The sequence below is a fragment of the Arthrobacter sp. NyZ413 genome (genome assembly GCF_049390645.1).
Classification (GTDB): domain Bacteria; phylum Actinomycetota; class Actinomycetes; order Actinomycetales; family Micrococcaceae; genus Arthrobacter.
Genome location: NZ_CP155434.1, coordinates 4,217,330 through 4,238,353, shown reverse-complemented (window position 1 = coordinate 4,238,353; position 21,024 = coordinate 4,217,330). Strand labels below are relative to the sequence as shown.

Annotated in this window: 21 protein-coding genes; 12 read left to right on the top strand and 9 right to left on the bottom strand. The window is 64.4% G+C overall.

What is annotated here, in order from left to right; translation table 11 throughout:
* Positions 1 to 3 precede the first annotated feature (3 nt).
* From ABCW42_RS19770 to ABCW42_RS19760, 3 genes are read right to left on the bottom strand one after another with little or no spacing between them, the layout of a single operon-like run.
* The gene (locus ABCW42_RS19770) at positions 4 to 906 is read right to left on the bottom strand and encodes a carbohydrate ABC transporter permease (RefSeq protein WP_423182781.1); all 903 of its coding nucleotides are present in this window, start codon (positions 904 to 906) and stop codon (positions 4 to 6) included.
* On the bottom strand, positions 906 to 1,808 hold the full coding sequence (locus ABCW42_RS19765; RefSeq protein WP_423182780.1) for a carbohydrate ABC transporter permease: 903 nt from the start codon (positions 1,806 to 1,808) through the stop codon (positions 906 to 908). The genes ABCW42_RS19770 and ABCW42_RS19765 overlap by 1 nt, the downstream gene beginning before the upstream one ends.
* A gap of 3 nt (positions 1,809 to 1,811) precedes the next feature.
* A complete protein-coding gene (locus tag ABCW42_RS19760; RefSeq protein ID WP_423182779.1) occupies positions 1,812 to 3,131 on the bottom strand; it encodes an extracellular solute-binding protein in 1,320 nt (439 codons plus the stop codon).
* A gap of 280 nt (positions 3,132 to 3,411) precedes the next feature.
* On the opposite strand from ABCW42_RS19760, the gene ABCW42_RS19755 reads away from it, so the two are divergent.
* Positions 3,412 to 4,449 carry a LacI family DNA-binding transcriptional regulator gene (locus ABCW42_RS19755; RefSeq protein WP_423182778.1) on the top strand — a complete coding sequence of 346 codons (1,038 nt, stop codon included), beginning with the start codon at positions 3,412 to 3,414 and terminating at the stop codon, positions 4,447 to 4,449.
* Positions 4,450 to 4,522: 73 nt separating this feature from the next.
* Here ABCW42_RS19755 and ABCW42_RS19750 read toward each other — a convergent pair whose 3' ends face one another.
* Together ABCW42_RS19750 and ABCW42_RS19745 are read right to left on the bottom strand one after the other, a co-directional pair.
* The gene (locus ABCW42_RS19750) at positions 4,523 to 5,164 is read right to left on the bottom strand and encodes a hypothetical protein (protein WP_423182777.1); all 642 of its coding nucleotides are present in this window, start codon (positions 5,162 to 5,164) and stop codon (positions 4,523 to 4,525) included.
* Positions 5,148 to 6,626 (bottom strand): L,D-transpeptidase family protein, encoded by a 1,479-nt coding sequence (locus ABCW42_RS19745; RefSeq protein WP_423182776.1) that lies wholly within the window; start codon positions 6,624 to 6,626, stop codon positions 5,148 to 5,150. Before ABCW42_RS19745 ends, ABCW42_RS19750 begins: the two co-directional genes overlap by 17 nt.
* On the opposite strand from ABCW42_RS19745, the gene ABCW42_RS19740 reads away from it, so the two are divergent.
* Both ABCW42_RS19740 and ABCW42_RS19735 read left to right on the top strand, forming a co-directional pair.
* Positions 6,583 to 6,888 (top strand): hypothetical protein, encoded by a 306-nt coding sequence (locus ABCW42_RS19740; protein WP_423182775.1) that lies wholly within the window; start codon positions 6,583 to 6,585, stop codon positions 6,886 to 6,888. The two genes, ABCW42_RS19745 and ABCW42_RS19740, sit on opposite strands and share 44 nt — an antisense overlap.
* A gap of 520 nt (positions 6,889 to 7,408) precedes the next feature.
* Positions 7,409 to 7,750 carry a hypothetical protein gene (locus ABCW42_RS19735; RefSeq protein WP_423182774.1) on the top strand — a complete coding sequence of 114 codons (342 nt, stop codon included), beginning with the start codon at positions 7,409 to 7,411 and terminating at the stop codon, positions 7,748 to 7,750.
* A 37-nt stretch (positions 7,751 to 7,787) separates the two neighbouring features.
* Here ABCW42_RS19735 and ABCW42_RS19730 read toward each other — a convergent pair whose 3' ends face one another.
* The gene (locus tag ABCW42_RS19730) at positions 7,788 to 8,492 is read right to left on the bottom strand and encodes an alpha/beta fold hydrolase (RefSeq protein ID WP_423182773.1); all 705 of its coding nucleotides are present in this window, start codon (positions 8,490 to 8,492) and stop codon (positions 7,788 to 7,790) included.
* Positions 8,493 to 8,544: 52 nt separating this feature from the next.
* Positions 8,545 to 10,443, bottom strand: a complete 1,899-nt coding sequence (locus tag ABCW42_RS19725; RefSeq protein WP_423182772.1) for an FAD-binding monooxygenase — start codon at positions 10,441 to 10,443, stop codon at positions 8,545 to 8,547.
* Positions 10,444 to 10,680: 237 nt separating this feature from the next.
* Here ABCW42_RS19725 and ABCW42_RS19720 point away from each other — a divergent pair, with 237 nt between their 5' ends.
* From ABCW42_RS19720 to ABCW42_RS19690, 7 genes are all read left to right on the top strand, one after another.
* Positions 10,681 to 12,150 (top strand): fumarylacetoacetate hydrolase family protein, encoded by a 1,470-nt coding sequence (locus ABCW42_RS19720; RefSeq protein WP_423182771.1) that lies wholly within the window; start codon positions 10,681 to 10,683, stop codon positions 12,148 to 12,150.
* Positions 12,143 to 12,808, top strand: a complete 666-nt coding sequence (locus tag ABCW42_RS19715) for a GntR family transcriptional regulator (protein ID WP_423182770.1) — start codon at positions 12,143 to 12,145, stop codon at positions 12,806 to 12,808. The genes ABCW42_RS19720 and ABCW42_RS19715 overlap by 8 nt, the downstream gene beginning before the upstream one ends.
* Before the next feature lie 36 nt (positions 12,809 to 12,844).
* On the top strand, positions 12,845 to 14,392 hold the full coding sequence (hpaE, locus tag ABCW42_RS19710) for a 5-carboxymethyl-2-hydroxymuconate semialdehyde dehydrogenase (protein ID WP_423182769.1): 1,548 nt from the start codon (positions 12,845 to 12,847) through the stop codon (positions 14,390 to 14,392).
* A gap of 102 nt (positions 14,393 to 14,494) precedes the next feature.
* Positions 14,495 to 15,604: a 3,4-dihydroxyphenylacetate 2,3-dioxygenase gene (hpaD, locus tag ABCW42_RS19705; protein WP_423182768.1), complete on the top strand. Its 1,110-nt coding sequence runs from the start codon at positions 14,495 to 14,497 to the stop codon at positions 15,602 to 15,604.
* 4 nt (positions 15,605 to 15,608) lie between these two features.
* Positions 15,609 to 16,394 (top strand): 2-oxo-hept-4-ene-1,7-dioate hydratase, encoded by a 786-nt coding sequence (gene hpaH / locus ABCW42_RS19700; RefSeq protein ID WP_423182767.1) that lies wholly within the window; start codon positions 15,609 to 15,611, stop codon positions 16,392 to 16,394.
* Positions 16,379 to 17,209 carry an HpcH/HpaI aldolase family protein gene (locus ABCW42_RS19695; RefSeq protein ID WP_423182766.1) on the top strand — a complete coding sequence of 277 codons (831 nt, stop codon included), beginning with the start codon at positions 16,379 to 16,381 and terminating at the stop codon, positions 17,207 to 17,209. Before hpaH ends, ABCW42_RS19695 begins: the two co-directional genes overlap by 16 nt.
* Before the next feature lie 132 nt (positions 17,210 to 17,341).
* Positions 17,342 to 17,776 (top strand): hypothetical protein, encoded by a 435-nt coding sequence (locus ABCW42_RS19690; protein WP_423182765.1) that lies wholly within the window; start codon positions 17,342 to 17,344, stop codon positions 17,774 to 17,776.
* Between the two features lie 12 nt (positions 17,777 to 17,788).
* On the opposite strand, the gene ABCW42_RS19685 is transcribed toward ABCW42_RS19690, so the two are convergent.
* Positions 17,789 to 18,376 (bottom strand): TetR/AcrR family transcriptional regulator, encoded by a 588-nt coding sequence (locus tag ABCW42_RS19685; RefSeq protein WP_423182764.1) that lies wholly within the window; start codon positions 18,374 to 18,376, stop codon positions 17,789 to 17,791.
* 111 nt (positions 18,377 to 18,487) lie between these two features.
* Between ABCW42_RS19685 and ABCW42_RS19680 the strand changes: the two genes are divergently transcribed.
* The gene (locus ABCW42_RS19680; protein WP_423182763.1) at positions 18,488 to 18,841 is read left to right on the top strand and encodes a cupin domain-containing protein; all 354 of its coding nucleotides are present in this window, start codon (positions 18,488 to 18,490) and stop codon (positions 18,839 to 18,841) included.
* A 29-nt stretch (positions 18,842 to 18,870) separates the two neighbouring features.
* A complete protein-coding gene (locus ABCW42_RS19675; RefSeq protein WP_423182762.1) occupies positions 18,871 to 20,214 on the top strand; it encodes a flavin monoamine oxidase family protein in 1,344 nt (447 codons plus the stop codon).
* Here the strand turns inward: ABCW42_RS19675 and ABCW42_RS19670 are convergent.
* Positions 20,211 to 20,819 (bottom strand): TetR/AcrR family transcriptional regulator, encoded by a 609-nt coding sequence (locus tag ABCW42_RS19670; RefSeq protein ID WP_423182761.1) that lies wholly within the window; start codon positions 20,817 to 20,819, stop codon positions 20,211 to 20,213. The genes ABCW42_RS19675 and ABCW42_RS19670 overlap by 4 nt on opposite strands.
* Positions 20,820 to 21,024 lie beyond the last annotated feature (205 nt).

The following is a 21,024-nucleotide window of genomic DNA, read 5'->3' as shown; positions in this document are numbered from 1 at the left end:
TTTCTACTTGCTGAAGCCGGCGGTCAAGCCGCTGATCAATTGGCGCCGGGCCACCACGTAGATGACCAGCAGGGGCAAAGTGGCGAGTACTACCGAAGCCAGGACAGCGGGGATGTTGACGCTGAACTCGCCCTGGAATGTCCACAAGGACAACGGCAGGACGCGGGTGGACGGGCTTTGCGTCAGGATCAGGGGGAAGAGGAAGCCGTTCCAAACGCCGAGCGCGTTGTAGATTCCGACAGTTACGACGGCGGGACGCGTCATGGGCAGCGCGAGTCGCCACATCATGGCCCAGTCCGAGCAGCCATCCAGCCGCATCGATTCGAACAGTTCGTTGGGAACGTCGCGCATGAAATTGCTCAGGATGAGCACCGAGATGGGAATGGCGAATGCGATGGACGGCAGGATGAGTGCCAGCAGGGTGTCGTAGAGGTGGGCTTTGGTGATCATCCAGTAGATGGGGATGATCGTTGCGTGCAACGGGATGGCCAAGCCCAGGAGGAAGAGCTTGTTGGTCCAACCGAGGAAGCGGGACTTGCCCCGGACAATCGCGTAGGCGGCCATGAACGAGACCAGGAGCGCCGGAACCACGCTGCCCACGGTGACGAGCAGGCTGTTCACGAAGTACATGGCGAAGTCGTTCTCGAGCACCAGTTTGTAGTTGTCAAGGGTGGGCTCGGTGGGCGGCAGCAACGGGTTCGAGGTAAAGAAGCCGGCCTGGTTCTTGAGGCTCGTGACAACCACGTAGTAGATGGGAACGATGATGACGGCTAGCCACACCCAACCGCCCAGGCCTCCCAAAAAGTTGGGACGTGCACGTCCGCGGCCCCGTCCGGGCTTCGACGGCTTACTGCTGGGTGCCACGCGGGTTGCCGGCGGCACCGGGATCTGGGTCGTGGAGGCCATCAGGCACCTTCCAATTGGCTTGCGTTGCGGTTCTTTCCACCGAGCCTTTGCAGGATCAGGGCCAAGGCGAGGCCGATCACCACGAGGATGACGCCCAAAGCGCTGGCGGCTCCCATGTCGTTGGCCTTGAACCCCGTGAGGTACATGTGCAGCGGCAGCAGTCGCGTTGAGTAGCCGGGGCCGCCGCCGGTGAGGACGAAGACAAGGTCGAAGTAGGCCAGCGAACCGACCACCATGAGCGTGGACGACGTGATGATCGTGTACTTCAACTGGGGCAACGTGATGGCGAAGAACTGCTGGACGCGGCCGGCGCCGTCGATCTGGGCCGCTTCGTAGAGCGAGGCCGGAATCTGCCGGACGCCGCCTTGGTAGATGAGCGTGTGGAACGGGACGAACTGCCAAGCGATGACGAACACCACCACGAACAGCACCAGGTCCGAGTTGCCGAGCCAGTCCTGTGCGAGGAGCGGGATCCCGAGCCCCGGTCCAAGGCCGAAGTTCGGATCCAGCAGGGCCTTGTAGGCAATGGCGACGGCGGCCGAGGACAGCAGCAGCGGAACGAAGTAGAGCACTGCGAGGACTGCCCGGTATTTCTGGGAAGCGGAAGTAAACACACCCAGCAGGAGGCTGATCGGTGCTTGGACGATGAACGAGAAGAACATGATCTTGGCCGTGACCCACAGGGCGTTGCCGGTGACGGGATCAGTCAGGACCGTTGTCCAGCTCGAGAAGCCATCCAGCTTGATTTCCCCCAGCCCGTCCCATTTGGTGAAGCTGAGGAAGAAGACGCCAGCCAGCGGAATGATGGCGAACAAAAGGAAGAAGAACAGGGCCGGAGCGGCCAACCACCCGGACGGGCCCCTTTCAAGGACCCGCCGGGACGTACTGGAAGAGACAGACACAGGCTATTTTCCGATCGTCGCGTTCATCGTGGAGACGAACTGATCGGGGCTGATCTTCTTGAGGAAGATCTGGTCCAGGTTCGCGAGCATCGCGTCGCCCTGAGCCGGGCTGAGGGCCTGGTCCCAGGAGAGCGTGAACGTCGGTGCGTTCTTGGCCATGCCGTAGAGGTAGCTCAGGAAGTCCTTGTCCGGCGATGCCGCGAGCTTGCTTTCGATGCCGGTGGTGACGGGTACCGCTCCGGAATCGATCAAGGACTGCGTATCCGCGTCCGTGAACATTCCGCTCTTCACGTAATCCAGGGCGGCCTTCTTTTGGCTGTCGGTGGCCTTGGACGAAATCGACCAGAAGTTGGACGGATTGCCCACAATGTTGGCGGGATCGCCCTTGCCGCCGGAAACGCTCGGGAACGCGGTGTAGCCGAGCTTGCCATTCTTGACGAAGTCCGCGGCGTCCTTCTTCATGCTTTGGTAGATCCACCCGCCTTGCAGGATCATGGCTGCCTTGCCGGTGTAGAGGAGGGCTTGGTCGGCGTTGCTGTCGGCCGCGATCGAGGAGAAGCCGTTCACGAAGCCGCCGGCGTCAACGAGGTCCTGGATCTTGGTGAGGGCTTCCTTCACGGCAGGATCGGACCAGGCGTTTGGCTTGTTGGCGGCGATGTTGGCGAAGACCTCCGGTCCGCCGATCCGCTCCACGAGGTATTCCAGCCACATGAGGTCAGGCCACTTGGACTGGCCGCCCAGCGAGAACGGAGCAATCCCTGCAGCCTTGAACTTCGGCACGAGTGCCATCAAGTCGTCCCAGGTCTTGGGGGCTTGGGCGCCGATCTTGTCGAAAACGTCCTTGTTGAAGTAGAGCACCACGGGCTGAACGTTGTTGTTGGGAAGGGCGTAGGTCTTGCCATCGACGACGCCGTTCTTCAGCACGGACGGCAGGTACCGGCTCTTGACGTCGGGGTTGGAAGCAATGAAGTCGGACAGGTCCGCTACCTGGCCGGCGTCGACATATGACTTCAGTACTCCGCCGCCCCAACCGTAGATGAAGGTGGGGCCTTGTCCGGCGCCGACGGCGGTGCGCACCTTCGTCTTGTACGCGTCGTTCGCGAAGAAGTCGAGTTTGAGGGCCTCGTCCGGGTGCGCCTTGTTCCAGGCGTCAATGGACTTTTGGAGCACCGGCTGGTTGCCGCCGGTGAGTCCCCACATGGTTGCGGAGTCGGAGTTCGCGGACGCGCTCGACGGTCCGCCGGATCCACAGGCGGCGAGGGAGATCGACATTGCCGCGGCGGTGACGGCCATCGCTGCTGAACGCAACGTGAGTTTTACCATTTGCTTTCCATTCGTCCTTCGGGCTCGACGCTGATTGCCCGGGTGTTGGTTCGGGAGCGCTTCTGGGGATGTGGCGCTGCCGTTGGTACTGTTTCTGGAAACGTTCGAAATATTTCGACAATATTTTCGACTCGGTGAAGTAAATTTAGCTGTGGTCCGCGTCACCGTCAAGCGTCGATTGGCGAAGTATTTGGCGGACCGGTCGAAAAGCAGTTGACTTCAATAGCGCCCAAACCCACACTGGAGTGTGCGAAATATTTCGAAAGACTCGAGGTGATGTGTGGCTAGCAAAGAGCGCCCGGCCAAGTTGACGCTGGCCGCCATCGCCCGGGAAGCGGGAGTCTCGGCGCCCACCGTCTCGAAAGTGGTCAATGGGCGCGAGGACGTGGCCGCGGATACGCGGGCCAAAGTCCTCACGGCCTTGGAGCGGACAGGATACAAGTCGCCGTTGCAGCGGAAAAACACGGTCTGGCGCCGGCCGGTCGTGGAGGTGGTGATCGACACCCTGAACTCGGCTTACGGGGTGGAAGTCCTCAACGGCGTGCTGGAGCACGCGGCCGCGTCCGACGTCGAGGTCCTCCTTAACGTCACCGGCCAGCAACGCGGTTCGCACCTCAGCCCGGAGCAGCGGGCGCAGCGGATGGTCGACGAGGGGCGCAGCGGCATGATCGTTGTGACCTCGGCCTTCAGCGCCGCCGAACTGGAGCCGTTCCACCGCCGGCAGATACCCATCGTGGTCATCGATCCGCTCAACCCGCCGCAAGGAGAAGTGGTGAGCGTCGGGGCCAGCAACTGGGCCGGTGGCAAAGCCGCGACTGCGCATCTCCTTGGCCTGGGGCACCGCAGGATCGCGTACGTTGGCGGTCCGGAAGCCGCGGAATGCAACCAGGCCCGCCTCCATGGCTACATGGCGGCCCTCATGGCAGACGGCGTCGCCGTTGAAGAAAGCTACATTTTCTCGGGCGCCTTCCGCCCCGAAAACGGCGTGGCCGGAATGAAGTCCATCCTCCAGCTTCAACCGAGGCCCACGGCGATCTTTGCCGCGAGCGACAGCATTGCCCTGGGCATCCTCGCTGAAGCCCGCCGGCAAAAAGTCCGCATCCCCGAGGACATGAGCGTGGTGGGCTTCGACGGAACATACCAGGCCGAGGAATCCGTCCCGCCCCTGACGTCGGTGTCCCAGCCCCTGCAGGAAATGGGACGTGCCGCCCTGCGCTTCGTGATGCGCCAATTGCGCGGAGACACTTTGGACTCACACCGCGTGGAACTCGCAACCCACTTGGTGGTCCGCGAATCAACGGCCGCGCCGGCAGGCTAACTCGGCGGGCTGAGCCGCCGGGCAGAGCCGCCCGCCCGCCGGCCGGCCGCGCCGGCAGGCAGGCGCAGCCGCCTCAGCGGCTGTTGAGGAGGGCGGTAAGTTTGTCCTGCGGCTGGTCCACCGGCGCGGCCTGGACCGGAAGGGCGAGCGTGATCCTGGTGACCACGTTCTTGGAAACCGATTCGAGGACGTACTCCGTGCTTGAGGACAACTGGTTACGGGCATACCAGGCCCGCTCGCCCGCGCCGTCCACCGGTTTGGGGGAGATCATCAGCCGGGGAAGCCCGACCTTCGCGAGGGAATCGGCGTCCGGATAGACATCGGTGGAGACCGTCAGCGCGTTGCCCGGATCCGCATCCTGGCCTTGCGGTACCGGCACCAAGCTGAAGGTGCAGTTCGTTTCCTTCATGCCCTGGTTCTCGGTCGCTGACGCCGTTCCCGCCTGGACCTGAGCCGCGACGTCGCCGAGTTTCTGCCGGATGGCGTCCAACGCCGGCGAGGCGCATGCCTGGCTTCCGGGGGATTCGATCGTCCTGCCGTCCATCGCCGTCGTGCCCGGGGTTGCCGTCACATCGGTGCGGGGGGACGCTGGGGCGGCGGCCGTCGTCGTAGTGGAAGCGCCCGACGTCGGGCCGCCCTGGCAGGCGGTGAGCAGCACCGCCGCGACCGCGAGCGACAATGGGACACCCGCCCAGCGGTTACCAGAAGATGTCATAACCCACTCCCATCACGATCCGGTCGCCCGCTTGCGCGGTTCGCATGAATTGCAACAGGTCCGGGTCATTGAACGCCAGGCAGCCCCACGTCGGTTTGTTGTTTCCGTGCAGGAAGATCGCAAAACCGGCGTTCATCACAATCGGCGAATCCGGCGGCCGGTTGTAGTTGATCACAACACCTTGCCGATAGTCATGAGTGGGCCGGGTAGCGAAGTACCACATGTTCTCGTCCGGGAAGATGGCCGAGCTCGACTCGAAATACTGGTTGTAGTTGGCGTTCAACCTGCCGCCCCAACGCGAGAACGGGTTCAGGGTCCGGTAGGACAACGCGGTTCCGGGGTTGCCCAGGCCGAACGCCTCGGTCACCGTGAAGGAACCGGTGGGGGAGAACGCCTGCCACGTGGGACCAGTGGCCACGCCCGGTCCTGCGAACCCCGATTCCCCGGCCGAGCCGATTGCTCCCCATTCCTTCACATACTGGCCATCGCCTGGGCGGCGGACGCACGTGATCATGGAAACCTGGGTGGATCGATAACCGTCCGCGATGGCCAAGGAGACTCTTTGCGCGCCGGCGCTCGGATATTTCACGGCACCGGAATTCAGCGCAGGGCAATAGCCGTCAGTGGAGATCGTGTAGCGGACACCGCCGGTGCTGATCCATTGGAGCCGGCCGAACTGGAAGCTCTGGCTGCAGTTCCCGGCTGTGTCGCAAGCCTCCGCCGTCGTCGGATAACCGATCACGCTGTCTTGCGCATGCCGGGAGTCGTAGAAGCTGCCGAGTCCTCCCCACACCGGCATGGTGCCGGCGCCTACCGCGAAGTAGATCTTGCCTCGGGTGAATTGCTGCGAGCAGCCGCCGAAGCGGAGTCCGCATTGCTCCTCGCCGTGGGGCGCGCCCAAGTAGCCGTTGATTCCGCCCAGGCCTTGGTAGCGGCCGTTGATCGCTCCGATGACAGCGAAAGTCCCGTATCCCGGGACGAAATAGATCCCGCCATGCTGGAACTGCTGGGCGCACACGTTTCCGGGAAGCCCGCATTGTTCGCTGCTGCTTGGGTAGCCGAGGTATCCGGCGGATCCACCGAAGCTTTGATAGCGCCCGTTGATCCCGCCCCACACGGCGAACGTGCCGTATCCCGGGACGAAGTAGATGGGGCCGCCTTGGAATTGCTGTGAACAAGCGCTTCCGGCCAGTCCGCATTGCTCGTCGCTGATCGGGTAACCCAAGTTGCCGGTGTCAGCGCCGACCATTTGGTAGCGGCCGTTGATCCCTGCCCAGACGTAGAACGTGCCGTAGCCGGGGACGTAGTAGATCCAGCCCTTTTGGAACTGCTGCTTGCATGCCCCGCCGGGGAGCCCGCACTGCTGGTCGGCGATAGCGGGTCCGAGGGCTCCGGCGTCTCCGCCGAGGCTTTCGTGCTTGGCGCCGATCGCGCCCGGGACGGCGAAGTCGGTCGCCTTCACGGTTGACTGCGAGGGTACCGGAGCAGGAGTCGACGGCGAAGCGGCCGGCGGGGCCGCCGTCGTCGTCGGTGCCGCTGGGGTGGGTGACGACGTCGGTACGGTAGGTGCGGTTGGCGTGTTCGGTGCGGTCGGCGAGGTGGGCGCCGTCGGGAGCGTCGCCGTCGGGCCCGGTTCCGTCGGGGTCGCCGCCGTGCTGCCCGTCGACGGCGGCGTGTCGCTTGCCGTTCCCGCGCTCGGGGAGGGGGACGGAACCGGTGCTTGAAGGACGGGGGCCGCAATAGCCTGGGCGGGCAGCAACGCGAGGGACAGGCCCACGGCGATTGCGGCTCCTAGCCGTTGGAAACGCAGGGAGGAAAGGAAATGCCTGCGCCCGCGGGACGTTCTTGGGTGTGTTCCGATGCCAGTCATCGCCTTCTCCTCTACTGCCGCATTCAACTGAGGCCATAGCCCTTGAGGACAAGCGCGGCAGCGATGCGACCGTAAAGAACCTTCCCCCGAGGCACACGGGGATCATACCCCGCGGAATGGGTCTGGTGGGGCTATTGGTGACAGCGGTTTTCGTTGGAAGCCGGCGCACAGTGGGTAGAGTCGAACCCATGACTAGCCGAAAGGTCCGGGTGACAGTTAGCGCGCTGGTGTTTTTCGGGTGCCTGATTCTGCTCGTCCCGGCAAGCCCTGCGACGGCCGCGCCCTGTAACCAAGGGGGACTTTTGGGGCTGGTGCCCATGTGTTCGCCGGGAAACTCCTCCAGTCCCAGCCCTAGCGTCAAGTCCACTCCGCCCGTGGCGCAGCCGGCCCCGCTGCCGCCGCAACCGCAGCCCGATCCGGGAACGGTACGGCCCACTGTCGCCGCACCCAAGCCGACGCAGACAGCGGAACTTCAGCCGGCAGAGACTACAGCCACGCCGACGGCGCCGGTCCCCGCACCGTCGCCGCAGACCACCCTTGTCCCCACACCCTCAAGCCAAAGCACCGCGGCGGTCGCAGCCCCGGGCGCCGGTGGCCCGAGCCAAGCCGCGCCCAAGGTTTCCCCGACGTTTTCCGTGGCTGGAATGCTGCTTGCTTTCGGCGGAGCCATGATTGCCGCCGGCGGCGTCGTGGGACTGAGGCGGTATCCGCTCTAAGATCCGCTCCGATTCCGCCCCGGAACAAACAGTCTGGTCAAACAGTCCGATCCACCGCGGCAAGGATCGCTTCGCCCAACTCGAGGGGCTTCGTGAATTGGGGCCAGTGGCCCGTGGGGAGGTCGACGAATTCGACGTCGTTGATGCGGGCCAGTTCGGCCACGAAAGGATGCCCGGATTCGATCCACTCAGCCAGCAGGCTCGATGGAAATTCGCAGGCGATGATGGTGGCCGGAACATCGTATCGACGGACGTCATGCAAGTGCTGCTTGTCGCTCGTCACGCCCTTCGGCTCCGGAATGGCCCGGGAGCGGAAGGCGGCCCGCAGGTCCTCGTTAAGGTCAACAAGGTCCTCATTCTCGAAGAGTTCCCACGGCGGCAGGGGGACGGCGTCCCCCTGGGCGGGCAGTTCATCATTGATGACGCCGCCTTCGCCAAGGGGGCCGCTGTCCACATATACCGCCCGCACTACTTTTTCCGGCCGGGCGTCGACGGCGCCATGGATGATGGCACCCCCGCCTGAGTGCCCTACCAAAACCACGGGATTTCCGACCGCGTCCACGGCCTCGACTACCGCTTCGATATGGTCCCGCAACCCGATGCCTGACCTCGGGGCATCAATGGCCTCCAAACCAGGCATCGTGAGGGGGTGGACCCGGTGCCCAGCCGCCACAAGCGGCGGGGTGACTTCGGACCATGACGAGGCATCCAGCCAGAACCCGGGAACCATGATGATGTCCATGCCCGTACATTACGACGAGCCACCGGCAGAAGCCACGCCTACTGAGTAATTGTCAGACGGACTCCGGCAACCCCGAACGCAAGAGGGGCGCGAAGAACGCGGCGAGTTCCGCCGTCGCACTCAAAGGGAGCACGTTCGCTACGTACTGGTCCGGACGCACCACTACCACGGCGCCGCCGCGGTCGATGCCCCGGAGGTCGAAGATGTCCGCCGCGGGATCGGTGCCGAAGACCTTCTCAAGGTAGTTGAGCTGGAACGGCCCCACCTGCGGCTTGAAGACCGGCGGAACGGCACTGATGTCGACGCCCGCGTGGTTTTGCTGGTAGATCACCTTCACGTCGAACCACGCGTCAGCGTCAGCGCCCGACGGCGTTGCGGCCAGCGGCGAGTCCGGCGAGTTCGCGATCCACTCGGCGAAGTCCGAGACGCCTGAGGTTGCTCCCGCGGGCGCCGCGTCGGCGAAGACGTAGATGCGCCACCGGCCGTCCGCCGTCGCGTGGTGGCCAAGGTGCATGGGGTTCGTATCGCAGACCCGGACGACCGGTGCGGATTTGAAACGCTTGCCGAGGGGGAACCCGGTAGCCAGCTCCTGGTGCGTGGGCTCCGCGACGAGCATGGAGGGAGCGTATTCGGTCATGAAGCCTGCCGGGAATTCGGCCGTGCGCACGTAGAAGTCCTCGAGCTCGGAGGGGTCGTCAAACTCCTCGGGCTTCTTGGCCATGAGGCTGGACCATTCCTTGTCGAAATCGATGAGGTTCTTCGCGACGACCTGTCGTTCGGCCGAGTAGGTGGACAAGAGGGATTCCGGCGCCCGGCCTTCAAGGACGTGCCCGAGCTTCCAGCCCAGGTTGAATCCGTCCTGCATGGAGACGTTCATGCCTTGCCCGGCCTTGGCGCTGTGGGTGTGGCATGCGTCCCCTGTGATGAACACCCGCGGCGAACGGATGCCGCGCTCCTCCGGCAGGACGTCGTCGAAACGGTTGGTGAGGCGGTGGCCTACCTCGTAGACGCTGTGCCATGCGACGTTGCGGACGTCGAGCGTGTACGGGTGGAGGATTTCGTTGGCCTTCGCGATGATCTGCTCGATAGTGGTGTTGCGCACCGCGCGTCCGTCGTCCGCCCCGACTTCGCCGAGGTCAACATACATGCGGAACAGGTGGCCGCCTTCGCGTGGGATGAGCAAGATGCTGCCGGCTTCGCCCTGGATGGCGCACTTCAGGCGGATATCCGGGAAATCCGTGACGGCGAGGACATCCATGACGCCCCACGCATGGTTCGCCTGGTCGCCGGCGAGGGTGCAACCGATCGATTCGCGGACCTTGCTGCGGGCACCATCCGCGCCGACGACGTACTTTGCCCGGACAATCCGCTCCTGGCCTTCGTTGGGGCCGGAGGTGTGAAGAAGGGTCACGGTGACGGGGTATTCGCCCTCGCCGGTGACGTGGAGGTTGCGGAATTCGTAGCCATAATCGGGCGTCATCCGGGCGGGGGAGTTCGCCATGAATTCGGCGAAGTAGTCGAGCACGCGGGCCTGGTTGACGATGAGGTGCGGGAACTCGCTGATGCCCATTTCGTCGTCGACGGCGCGGGCGGCACGGACGATGTTCGCGTGGTCGGCGGGATCCGGCTTCCAGAACGCCATCTCGGTAATCCGGTATGCCTCCGCAATGATCCGCTCAGCGAATCCGAAGGCCTGGAAAGTCTCCACGCTGCGGGCCTGGATGCCGTCGGCCTGCCCGATCGCGAGCCTGCCTGGGCGTCGCTCGACAATGCGGGCGGTGATGCCGGGGAACTGGGAGAGCTGCGCCGCGGTGAGCATGCCCGCCGGTCCGCTGCCGACGATGAGCACGTCGACCTCGTCCGGAAGGTCCGCCGGGCGGTTGATTCCGACGCCGGCAGCCGGCTGGACGCGCGGGTCGCCGGATACGTAGCCATGGTGGTGGAACTGCACGGGATTTCCTCACTTCATTGTGTAGTGTTCAAATATAGAACTGAAAATTCTTTATTTGAACTTCAAATTCTGTTCACACTGTACGCCACGTGTGATGTGGGTGACAAGACCGGGGTTTCCGGGGGTGCGTGGGGAAGGCTCGGAACACCCCAGCCCACTCAAAACCAGGGGGTTGACGAACCGCGATTCCCGCGCCATAGTTTTCGTATACGATTTCGTACTCGATGAGGAGTCCATGTGGAACAGGTCACCGACCACCTCTTGGCCGCGGCCCGCAAGGTCATCGCGGTGCACATCAATTACCCGAGCCGTGCCGCTCAGCGCGGCCGTACCCCGGAACAGCCGTCGTATTTCCTGAAGCCATCGTCCTCCTTGGCGCACAGCGGCTCAACGGTGGAGCGTCCGGCTGGTTGCGAACTGCTGGGGTATGAGGGCGAGATCGCGCTGATCATCGGAAAGCCTGCCCGGCGCGTGGGTATCGAGGACGCCTGGAGCCATGTTGAGTGGGTAACCGCCAGCAACGATCTGGGCGTCTACGACCTCCGTTACGCGGACAAAGGCTCCAACCTCCGCTCCAAGGGCGGGGACGGGTTCACGCCGTTGGGTCCGGCGCTGATTCCGGCGTCCGACGTCGACCCCGCCGGCTTGCGGATCCGCACCTGGCATAACGGCGAACTCGTCCAGGACGACACCACCGAGGACCTCCTCTTCCCGTTCGCGCAACTCGTCGCGGACCTTTCCCAGCTGCTGACCCTGGAAGAGGGCGACGTTATCCTGACCGGCACCCCGGCCGGCGCGTCGGTCGCGAAGCCGGGGGACGTCGTCGAGATCGAGGTCACCGGCGGCGGGCTCGGCACGGGCCGGCTCACCACCACGGTGACGGAGGGTACGACGGCGTTCGCGGACTTTGGTGCCCGGCCCCGGACTGATGACATCCAGCGGGAGGAAGCCTACGGTTCGCGTGAAGCGGCCGGACTTCCCGCCGTCGTACCGGTCTTGACGCCCGAGTTGAAGAAGAAGCTCGAATCCGTTGCCACGGCCACGTTGTCCAGCCAGATGCGCAAGCGCGGACTGAACAACGTCAGCATCGACGGCCTGCAGGCCACCCGCCCGGACCGGCGTGTCGTCGGGCTCGCCCGGACGCTGCGCTACGTCCCCAATCGCGAGGACCTGTTCAAGACCCACGGGGGCGGATTCAACGCACAAAAGAGGGCGATTGAATCCGTCAATGAAGGCGACATCCTGGTGATGGACGCTCGGGGCGAGAAAGGCACAGGCACTGTGGGCGATATCCTCGCGCTGCGTGCGCAGGTCCGGGGTGCCGTGGCGATCATCACCGATGGGGGCGTGCGGGACTACTCAGCCGTGGCTGATCTGGACATCCCCACCTACTTCGCCAGCCGACACCCCGCGGTTCTTGGCCGCCGCCACGTCCCTTGGGACACGGACATCACCATCGCGTGTGGCGGGACGACTGTTCAGCCCGGGGACATCATCGTGGCCGACTCGGACGGCATCGTGGTGGTTCCCCCGTGCATCGCGGAGGAGCTCGTGGATGAATGCATCGAGCAGGAGCGCGAGGAAGCGTTCATCTTCCAGATGGTCGAGCAGGGCAACAGCGTGGACGGACTTTTCCCTATGAACGCCCAGTGGCGTGCCCGCTACGAAGGATGGGCCGGAAGCCCGGAAGGAGCCCAAGGTGACTGACACCGCCGTCGAGAGCAAAACCGGGAGCAAATCCGAACAGGCGTATGCCGCCGTGAAGGCCCGCATCGTGGAGGGCACCTACACGCCGGGGTACCGTCTGGTGCTGGCCAAGATCGCGGAGGACCTGGGCGTGAGCGTGGTCCCGGTCCGGGAAGCCATCCGGCGCCTGGAGGCCGAAGGGCTCGTGAAGTTCGAGCGCAACGTCGGCGCCACGGTGTCCGGGATCGATCCCATCGAGTACCTGTACACCATGCAGACCCTAAGCATCGTGGAAGGTGCCGCGACGGCGTTGTCCGCACCGCTCATCGATCCGGAAGCGATTGCGAGGGCGCGGGCGGTGAACGAGGAGATGCGCGAATGCCTGGAACACTTCGACCCGGTCCGCTTCACCGCCCTTAACCAGGATTTCCACAGCGTCCTCTTTGAACACTGCCCCAATCCGCACATCCTGGACCTCGTGCACCGGGGATGGAACCGGCTGGCCTCGCTGAGGGCCTCGACGTTCCGCTTCATCCCAGGCCGCGCACGGGAATCCGTCGAAGAACACGAGGCGCTCCTGCAGCTCATTGAAGCAGGAGAAGACGCCGACACCATTGAAAAAGCAGCACGCCGGCACCGTACCGCCACCTTGGACGCGTACCTCGCCCAAGCCAAGTAATAGTGCGCAAGCCAACCACCACGAAGGATTTCAACAATGACTGCCCCCACCGAAACTGAAACCACCCAGCACAACATCCCCGAGAACCTTCCTACCCACATCCAGCACTACCTCGACGGTAAGTTCGTCGATTCAATCGGCGGTAAGACCTTCGATGTCCTGGATCCGGTGTCCAACGAGAACTACGCCACCGTTGCCGCTGCCCAGCCGGAGGACGTGGACCTTGCTGTGGCCGCCGCGAAGCGGGCCTTCAAGGAAGGCCCGTGGGCGAAGATGCTGCCGCGCGAGCGTTCGCGCGTGCTGCACAAGATTGCCGATATCGTCGAGTCCCGTGACGATGAACTGGCCCTCCTCGAGAGCTTCGATTCGGGCCTGCCGATCACCCAGGCCAAGGGCCAGGCCCGCCGCGCTGCCGAGAACTTCCGGTTCTTCGCCGACTTGATAGTGGCGCAGGAAGACAACGCGTTCAAGGTGCCTGGCCGCCAGCTCAACTACGTGAACCGCAAGCCGATCGGCGTCGCCGCTCTGATCACGCCGTGGAACGTTCCGTTCATGCAGGAATCGTGGAAGCTCGCCCCGGCGATCGCCACCGGCAACACCGTGGTCATGAAGCCGGCCAGCTACACCCCGCTCTCGGCCGGACTGTGGCCGGAGATCTTCAGCGAAGCCGGCCTGCCGGACGGTGTCTTCAACCTGGTCTTCGGTTCAGGCAGTGTCGCCGGCGACTACCTCGTCAAGCACCCGGACGTGCCGCTGGTTTCCTTCACCGGCGACAGCTCCACCGGTGCCACGATCTCGACGGCGGCCGCTCCCCAGTTCAAGAGCCTCTCGCTCGAGCTTGGCGGCAAGAGCCCGGCGGTCGTTTTCGCCGACGCCGACATCGAGGCCGCGCTCGACGCCACCGTTTTCGGTGTGTTCAGCTTGAACGGCGAGCGTTGCACCGCCGGCAGCCGGGTGCTCGTGCAGCGCGACATCTACGACGACTTCGTGGCCCGCTTCGCCCAGCGTGCGAAGAACATCGTGGTGGGCCTGCCGAGCGATCCCGCCACCGAGGTCGGCTCGCTCGTGCACCCGAACCATTTCGACAAGGTCATGAGCTACATCGAGATCGGCAAGTCCGAGGGCCGGCTCCTGGCCGGCGGCGGCCGCGCCGATGGCTTCCCCACCGGCAACTATGTGGCACCCACCGTGTTCGCCGACGTCGCACCGGACGCCCGGATCTTCCAGGAGGAAATCTTCGGTCCCGTCGTCGCGATCACGCCGTTCGACACCGACGACGAGGCGCTCGAGCTCGCGAACAACACCAAGTACGGCCTGGCCGCGTACGTCTGGACGTCGAACCTGAAGCGCGCCCACAACTTCGCGCACGGCATCGAGTCGGGCATGGTCTGGCTGAACTCGAACAACGTCCGCGACCTGCGCACCCCGTTCGGCGGCGTCAAGGCTTCCGGTCTTGGCCGCGAGGGCGGCTACCGCTCGGTGGACTTCTACACCACCCAGCAATCGGTGCAGATCACCCTCAACGAAGCCCACTCGCCCAAGTTCGGCAACGTCGTAGACGCTGCAGAAACCAGCGACAGCTAACCCATCCCTTCGAGTTTGTGTACAGATAACCACCCTTAAAAGCCGTCTTAAGGGGTCCGATCTGTACACAAACTCCAAGCCTTTCAACGAAGAGAGACCATCATGAGCAACACCTTCACCGGCCCGATCCCCACCCCGTCCGTCCCTGCCCCGGACATCGTCCGCTGCGCCTACATGGAGATCGTGGTCACGGACCTGGCCAAGTCCCGCGCGTTCTACGTGGACCTGCTCGGCCTGCACGTCACCGAGGAGGACGAGAACACGATCTACCTGCGTTCCTTCGAGGAGTTCATCCACCACAACCTGGTCCTGCGCAAGGGCCCGATCGCCGCGGTCGCAGCGTTCGCGTACCGGGTGAAGTCCCCCGCCGAGGTGGACGCCGCGGAGGCCTACTACAAGGAACTGGGCTGCCGCACCGAGCGCCGCAAGGAAGGCTTCACCAAGGGCGTGGGCGACTCCGTCCGCGTGGAGGACCCGCTGGGCTTCCCCTACGAATTCTTCTACGAGGTGGAGCACGTCGAGCGCCTCACCCAGCGCTACGACCTCTACTCCGCCGGTGAACTGGTCCGCCTGGACCACTTCAACCAGGTCACCCCGGACGTGCCGCGCGGCCGCAAGTACCTCGAGGACCTCGGCTTCCGCGTCTCCGAAGACATCAAGGATTCCGACGGCGTCACGTACGCCGCGTGGATGCACCGCAAGCAGACCGTGCACGATACCGCCCTGACCGGCGGCAACGGTCCGCGCATGCACCACGTCGCGTTCGCCACGCACGAGAAGCACAACATCATCCAGATCTGCGACAAGATGGGTGCCCTGCGCATCAGCGACCGGATCGAACGCGGCCCCGGACGCCACGGCGTGTCCAACGCGTTCTACCTCTACATCCTGGACCCGGACGGTCACCGCATCGAGATCTACACCCAGGACTACTACACCGGCGACCCGGACAACCCCACGGTCACCTGGGACGTGCACGACAACCAGCGCCGCGACTGGTGGGGCAACCCCGTGGTCCCGTCCTGGTACACCGAGGCCTCCCTCGTCCTGGACCTGGACGGCAACCCGCAGCCGGTCATCGAACGCACCGACGCTTCCGAAATGGCCGTCACGATCGGCGCCGACGGCTTCTCCTACACCCGCAAGACCGACGACGACGGCGCTGCGGCCAGTGCCGAACCGGTCGGTTTCAAGCTCGGCGCGCAGGTCTAAGCCGATGCTGGACGCGAAGACGATCGAGGCCATTGCCGACGAGCTCGTGGAGGCCGGCCGGAACCGCAAACCGGTGCCCCGGCTGACCGCCCGCTACCCGGAGATGACCGTGGAGGATTCCTACGCGGTGCAGCAGTTGTGGCGCCGCCGGAACGAGGAAGCCGGACGCACGCTGGTGGGGCGCAAGATCGGACTCACGTCCAAAGCCATGCAGGCCGCCACCGGCATCACCGAGCCGGACTACGGCGCGATTTTCGATGACATGGTCCTGGAAACGGGCTGCACCGTGGACTGGGACCGGTACACCCACCCGCGGGTGGAGGTGGAGTTGGCGTTCGTGCTCAAGGACGCTCTCAAGGGTCCGGGCTGCACGATCTTCGATGTCCTCAACGCCACTGACTACGTGGTTCCGGCCCTGGAGATCCTCGATTCGCGGATCGAAATGGAGGGCCGGACCATCGTGGACACCATCTCGGACAACGCCGCGATGGGCGCCATGGTGCTCGGCGGCCGTCCGGTCAAACCCGACGCGGTGGACCTGCGCTGGGTCTCGGCGATCCTGTACAAGAACCAGACCGTGGAGGAAACCGGGGTGGCCGCCGGCGTCCTGGACCACCCGGCCAACGGCGTGCATTGGCTCGCCAACAAGATCGCCGCGCACGGGGACTCGATGAAAGCCGGCGACATCATCCTCGCCGGCTCCTTCACCCGCCCCCTCTGGGTGTACAAGGGCGATACCGTCCACGCCGACTACGGACCCTTGGGAGCAGTGACGTGCCATTTCAACTAGGCCCGACCTTCCCTGAAGCACTCGCACATGCCGGCCGCCCGCTGGCCGGCATGTGGGTGTGCTCCGGGAGCCCGCTCGTGGCCGAGATCTGCGCCGGGTCCGGACTGGACTGGCTGCTGATCGACGCCGAGCACAGCCCCAACGGCCTCGAATCGGTCCTGGCCCAGCTCCAGGCCGTGCACGGCTACCCCGTGCAGGCTCTGGTGCGCCCGCCCGTGAACGATGCCGTGCTCATCAAGCAATACCTGGATTTGGGCGTGCAGAACCTGCTCATCCCCATGGTGAACTCGGCAGCGGAAGCAGAGGCCGCCGTCGCCGCGATCCGCTACCCGCCGCACGGGGTCCGGGGTGTCGGTTCGGCGCTGGCCCGCGCCGCGCGCTGGAACCGGGTTCCGGACTACCTGGCCCGCGCGTCGGAAACCATCAGCCTCACGGTGCAGATCGAATCCGAAGCCGCGGTCTCCGCCGTCGAGCAGATCCTTGCGGTCGACGGCGTGGACGGCATCTTCCTCGGCCCCTCCGACCTCGCCGCGTCCATGGGCCTGCTGGGCCAGCAGGAACACCCCAAAGTGCGCGCCGCCGTCGAGCACTGCCTCGCCGCCGCCGCGGCAGCCGGGAAACCGGCCGGCGTCAACGCTTTCGTCGCCGCCACCGCGAACGCCTACCTCGACGCCGGCGCCTCCTTCGTCCTCGTCGGCGCCGACGTTTCACTCCTCGCCCGCGGTAGCGAAGCACTCGCCGCCGCATTCGTCCCGGAAGTGCCCGACGGCGGAACAGCGGCGCCGGGGGCGGGCCGCGCGCCGTCGAGCTACTGAGCGGAATTGCAGGGGGGCCTTCGCGGCCCTACCCCTTTCGGGGATGCGTGGACGGCGTTACATTGGAGGTTACCCCGGGTCCGCCCGGGGGCGGTCGAGGAGGGGACCGTCCATAATTCAACGGAGCAAGTCGTGTCCACGCAACCAGATGTCAACCCACAAGAAGCCGCAGCTTTTGAGCATCAGCCAACTGACGGCCGTCCAGCCCGCCTTGAATATGAACTTCGGGCGGTTTACGTCCCGCAGTCCGGGCTGTTCAGAGACGACGAGGGACGCGAGTTCTTCGTGACCGCAGTGGAATTCTGGGAGCATGCAACCGTTGTCAGCTTGTGCTGGAAGCGCAGGCCTATGGTAGGCCAGGGGAGCCCGCCCTTGCTTGTCACGGATGAGAAGGACCACGTGCTTGGCGTGAAGCGCATCTGGAATGTCGGTGCGCGGTCCATCCAGCATTATGAGCCGATGCCGCCGTCGGCCCGCTCGTTGACGGTGCTCATCGAGCGGAGAAACGGGCCCCAGGAACTGTTCAGCTGCCGGACGCCTCCGGCGAAGAAGGAACCGATGATGTGACCGGCTCCGGGATCACGGCCGCACTGAACTGGCCGGGGTCTCGGTAGCCCGGGCCAGCGCCGCCCACAGGACCCGGATGGATCGCTCCACCCCGTCTTCGTCCATGCCTGCAATGAGCTGGAGGACAAGCCCGTCGAGCCCCGCGAAGGCGGCCTGGGCCACGCCTGTCTCACCGCTGATTCCCAAGTGTCCAAGCCCCGCGGAGATCGCGGAAATGTAGCTTTTGTAGAGGCGCCGGACTGCGGGTGCGAGTTCCGGGCGCCTTCTCGCCTCCAGGATCATTTCGTACTGAAAGGTCTGGATGTCCGGGTTTTCGCGGATAAGTGCCATGAGCCTGCCGCAAAATTCCTCTTCATTGGCGGGCAGGTTCTCCAGTCCCGACAATCCGATCGAGCGGTTGACTGACCAATCCAAGGCCGCTTCGATCAATGCATCGCGGCTTCCAAAGTGGTGCGCCACAAGGGAGTTGTTGACGCCCGCGATTTCTGCGACGGCGCGATACGTCAGTCCTCGCAGCCCCTTCCGTGCCACGACGTGGACCGTTGCGGCGAGCAGGGCTTCTTTGCCTGTGCCATAGCCTCCGCTGACGTGCTCTCCCATGGATCCGAGTCTAGCGGGTCTTGACGCCAGAACTGAGCAGATGCTTAGATGTGACACGCAGCACTACTAAGCAATTGCTTAATTCTGTCCCTCGACTGCAATGGAGAAGCCATGTCCACCCCGACGCCTGAACTCGAATTCACCATCCATGACGCCTTAGACACCGAAAAATACGAGCCGTTCGAGCTTGGCCAGGTGCAATGGGTGCGCCGGCCAGGCGACGGCGATCGTCCTGCCCTGTCCGCCGGGTTCTGGCACGTCACGCCCGAAGAAGCCCCGGCTCCGTTCGAGCTGCTGATCGAGGCCGACGAAACAATCCACATCATCGAGGGGCATCTGCATATTGAGGTCATCGACGGTGACAGCTTCGACCTGAAGCCAGGATCGGCGGCCTCGTTCAACAAGGGAGCACGCACCCGCTGGACCGTCGTTGAGGCCACCACTGAGTTCTTCGTCTACTCCTGAACCCGCTGAGAATCACCAGAGGCTTGATCATGATTGAAAACACCCGCCAGCCTGAAGACCAGCGCGAAGGCCAGCCGGAACGCCAGCCTGAACGCGCCGACGTCGTTATCATCGGAGCTGGTTTCGCCGGACTCACTGCCGCACGCGAACTGCGCCAAGCCGGACGATCCGTCATTGTCGTGGAAGCCCGGGACCGCATCGGCGGGCGCACGTGGCTCGATACCCGGCTGGGGCGGCCGCTCGAGATCGGCGGAACCTGGGTGCACTGGACGCAGCCCTATGTCTGGGCAGAGATGAAACGGTACGGGATCGGGACCGTGCAAAGCCCGGTCCCGGAAACCGCGTTTTGGTGGGCGGGCGGAAAGGCCCATCAGGGCAGCCCGGAACGACTCCTGAACGAGATCGATGCCTCAATCAGCCAGTTGATGGAGGACTCGCGCCTGTACTTCCCTGAGCCGTTCTCGCCCCTCGCGCATCTGGGCGCCAGTGATGTCGATGCGACGTCGCTGGCGAAAAAGATCGCGGACTTGAGCATCGCGGATTACTCGAAGGATATCCTCGAATCGTTCTGGGCCTTGAACTTCAACGGTCCTATCGAGGATGCCGCGTTCACCCAGGCGCTCCGTTGGGTCGCGCTCACCAACGGGGACTGGAAGATCTGCTTCGAAGCCTGCGCCACGTACAAGCTCCAAGGCGGAACCCTGGCCCTTTTGCAGGAAATAGCCGCCGGTTCCGACGTGCGGCTTAACACGACCGTCGTCGCCGTCGAGCATGGCGAAAACGGCGCCATCGTCAAAGCGGCCGACGGTTCGATTTTCCAGGCCGACCATGTGGTCTGCACCCTCCCGCTCGGAGCGCTGCCGGGCGTATCCTTTGAACCGCCGCTTCCGGAATCAAGCCGCAAGGCCATCTCCGACGGGCAGGTCTCCAAAGGAATCAAGGCCTGGATCAAGGTCAAAGGAACGCCGCAGCCCTTTGTCGCGCTGGGTTCGGCCGACTGGCCGCTCAACTTTGCCCAGACGGAGTACCAAGCGGATGGGGACACTATCCTGGTGGCATTCGGCCCCGACGCTTCGCGGCTGGACACGACGGATTTGTCCCAGGTGCAAGCGGCACTCGAGTTGCTCGTGCCCGGCCAGGAGGTGCTGGAGGTCGCAAGCCATGACTGGACGGCGGATCCTCTTTCGGGAGAGACGTGGCCCATGCACCGACCCGGATTCCTCAGCGAGGCGTTGGCCGCATTCCAAACACCACAGGGGCGTTTGTTATTCGCGGGTTCCGATTTCGCGAACGGCTGGGGAGGCTTCATCGACGGCGCCATCGAGAGCGGTCTGGAGGCCGCACGCGCCATCCAGGATGATTCCCCGGCCTAGGAGCCTTCCGTGGCTGCGGGGTTCGGTGCATCACCAGGGGTATCCGGGAGCCCGGAAACGAGTCTTCCCACCTGGATCAGGGCCGACCTGACCTTCGCCGGGCTGGTGATCGTCAGGAATTGAAGCATCAAACCGTCCAAGGCGGCGAAGATTGCCCGGGAGGCTTCGCCGCTTGTATCGAGGCCGCGCTGCGCCAACGCCTCTTCGACGGCTTCCACATACGTGTCGTAAAGCCCTTCCACCATGGGCAGGATCTTCGGGTTGCGCCTGGACTCCAGGAGCATTTCGAACTGGAACAGCTGCAGTTCCGGCTCGGCGGATACCGTCGCCATGAGCGAATCGGCGAAGCCTTCATCGAAATCGGCGATCCCGGCCAGCCCGGTCTCCTGGATGGAGCGTTGGACGGCCCATTCCATGGTTGCGGCCAGGAGTCCTTCGATGGAACCGAAATGGTGCGTGACCAGAGTGTGGTTCACTCCGGCCCGGGCCGCCACGGCGCGGTACGTGACACCCCTCAGCCCTTTCTCGGCGACGACGTCGATCACGGCCGCGAGCAATGCCTCGCGGCCGTCTCCATACTGTAATTTCCGCGAAGGCTGGCCCATAAGCCGAGTTTAGCTTCGTCCGATTGTTTGCAGAGACCCATTGACATCCAAAACTAAACAAACGTATAGTTCTTCTTGTGGCCGGGATCACCGTCCCGGCTGATGACCTAAAACGGAAGGCCTCAAGAGCACTTCCGGTCCCGCGAGATCGCTGCAAAGATGCGCGACGGCAGGGCTTTCATTACCTCACCAGCATCGGCTATTC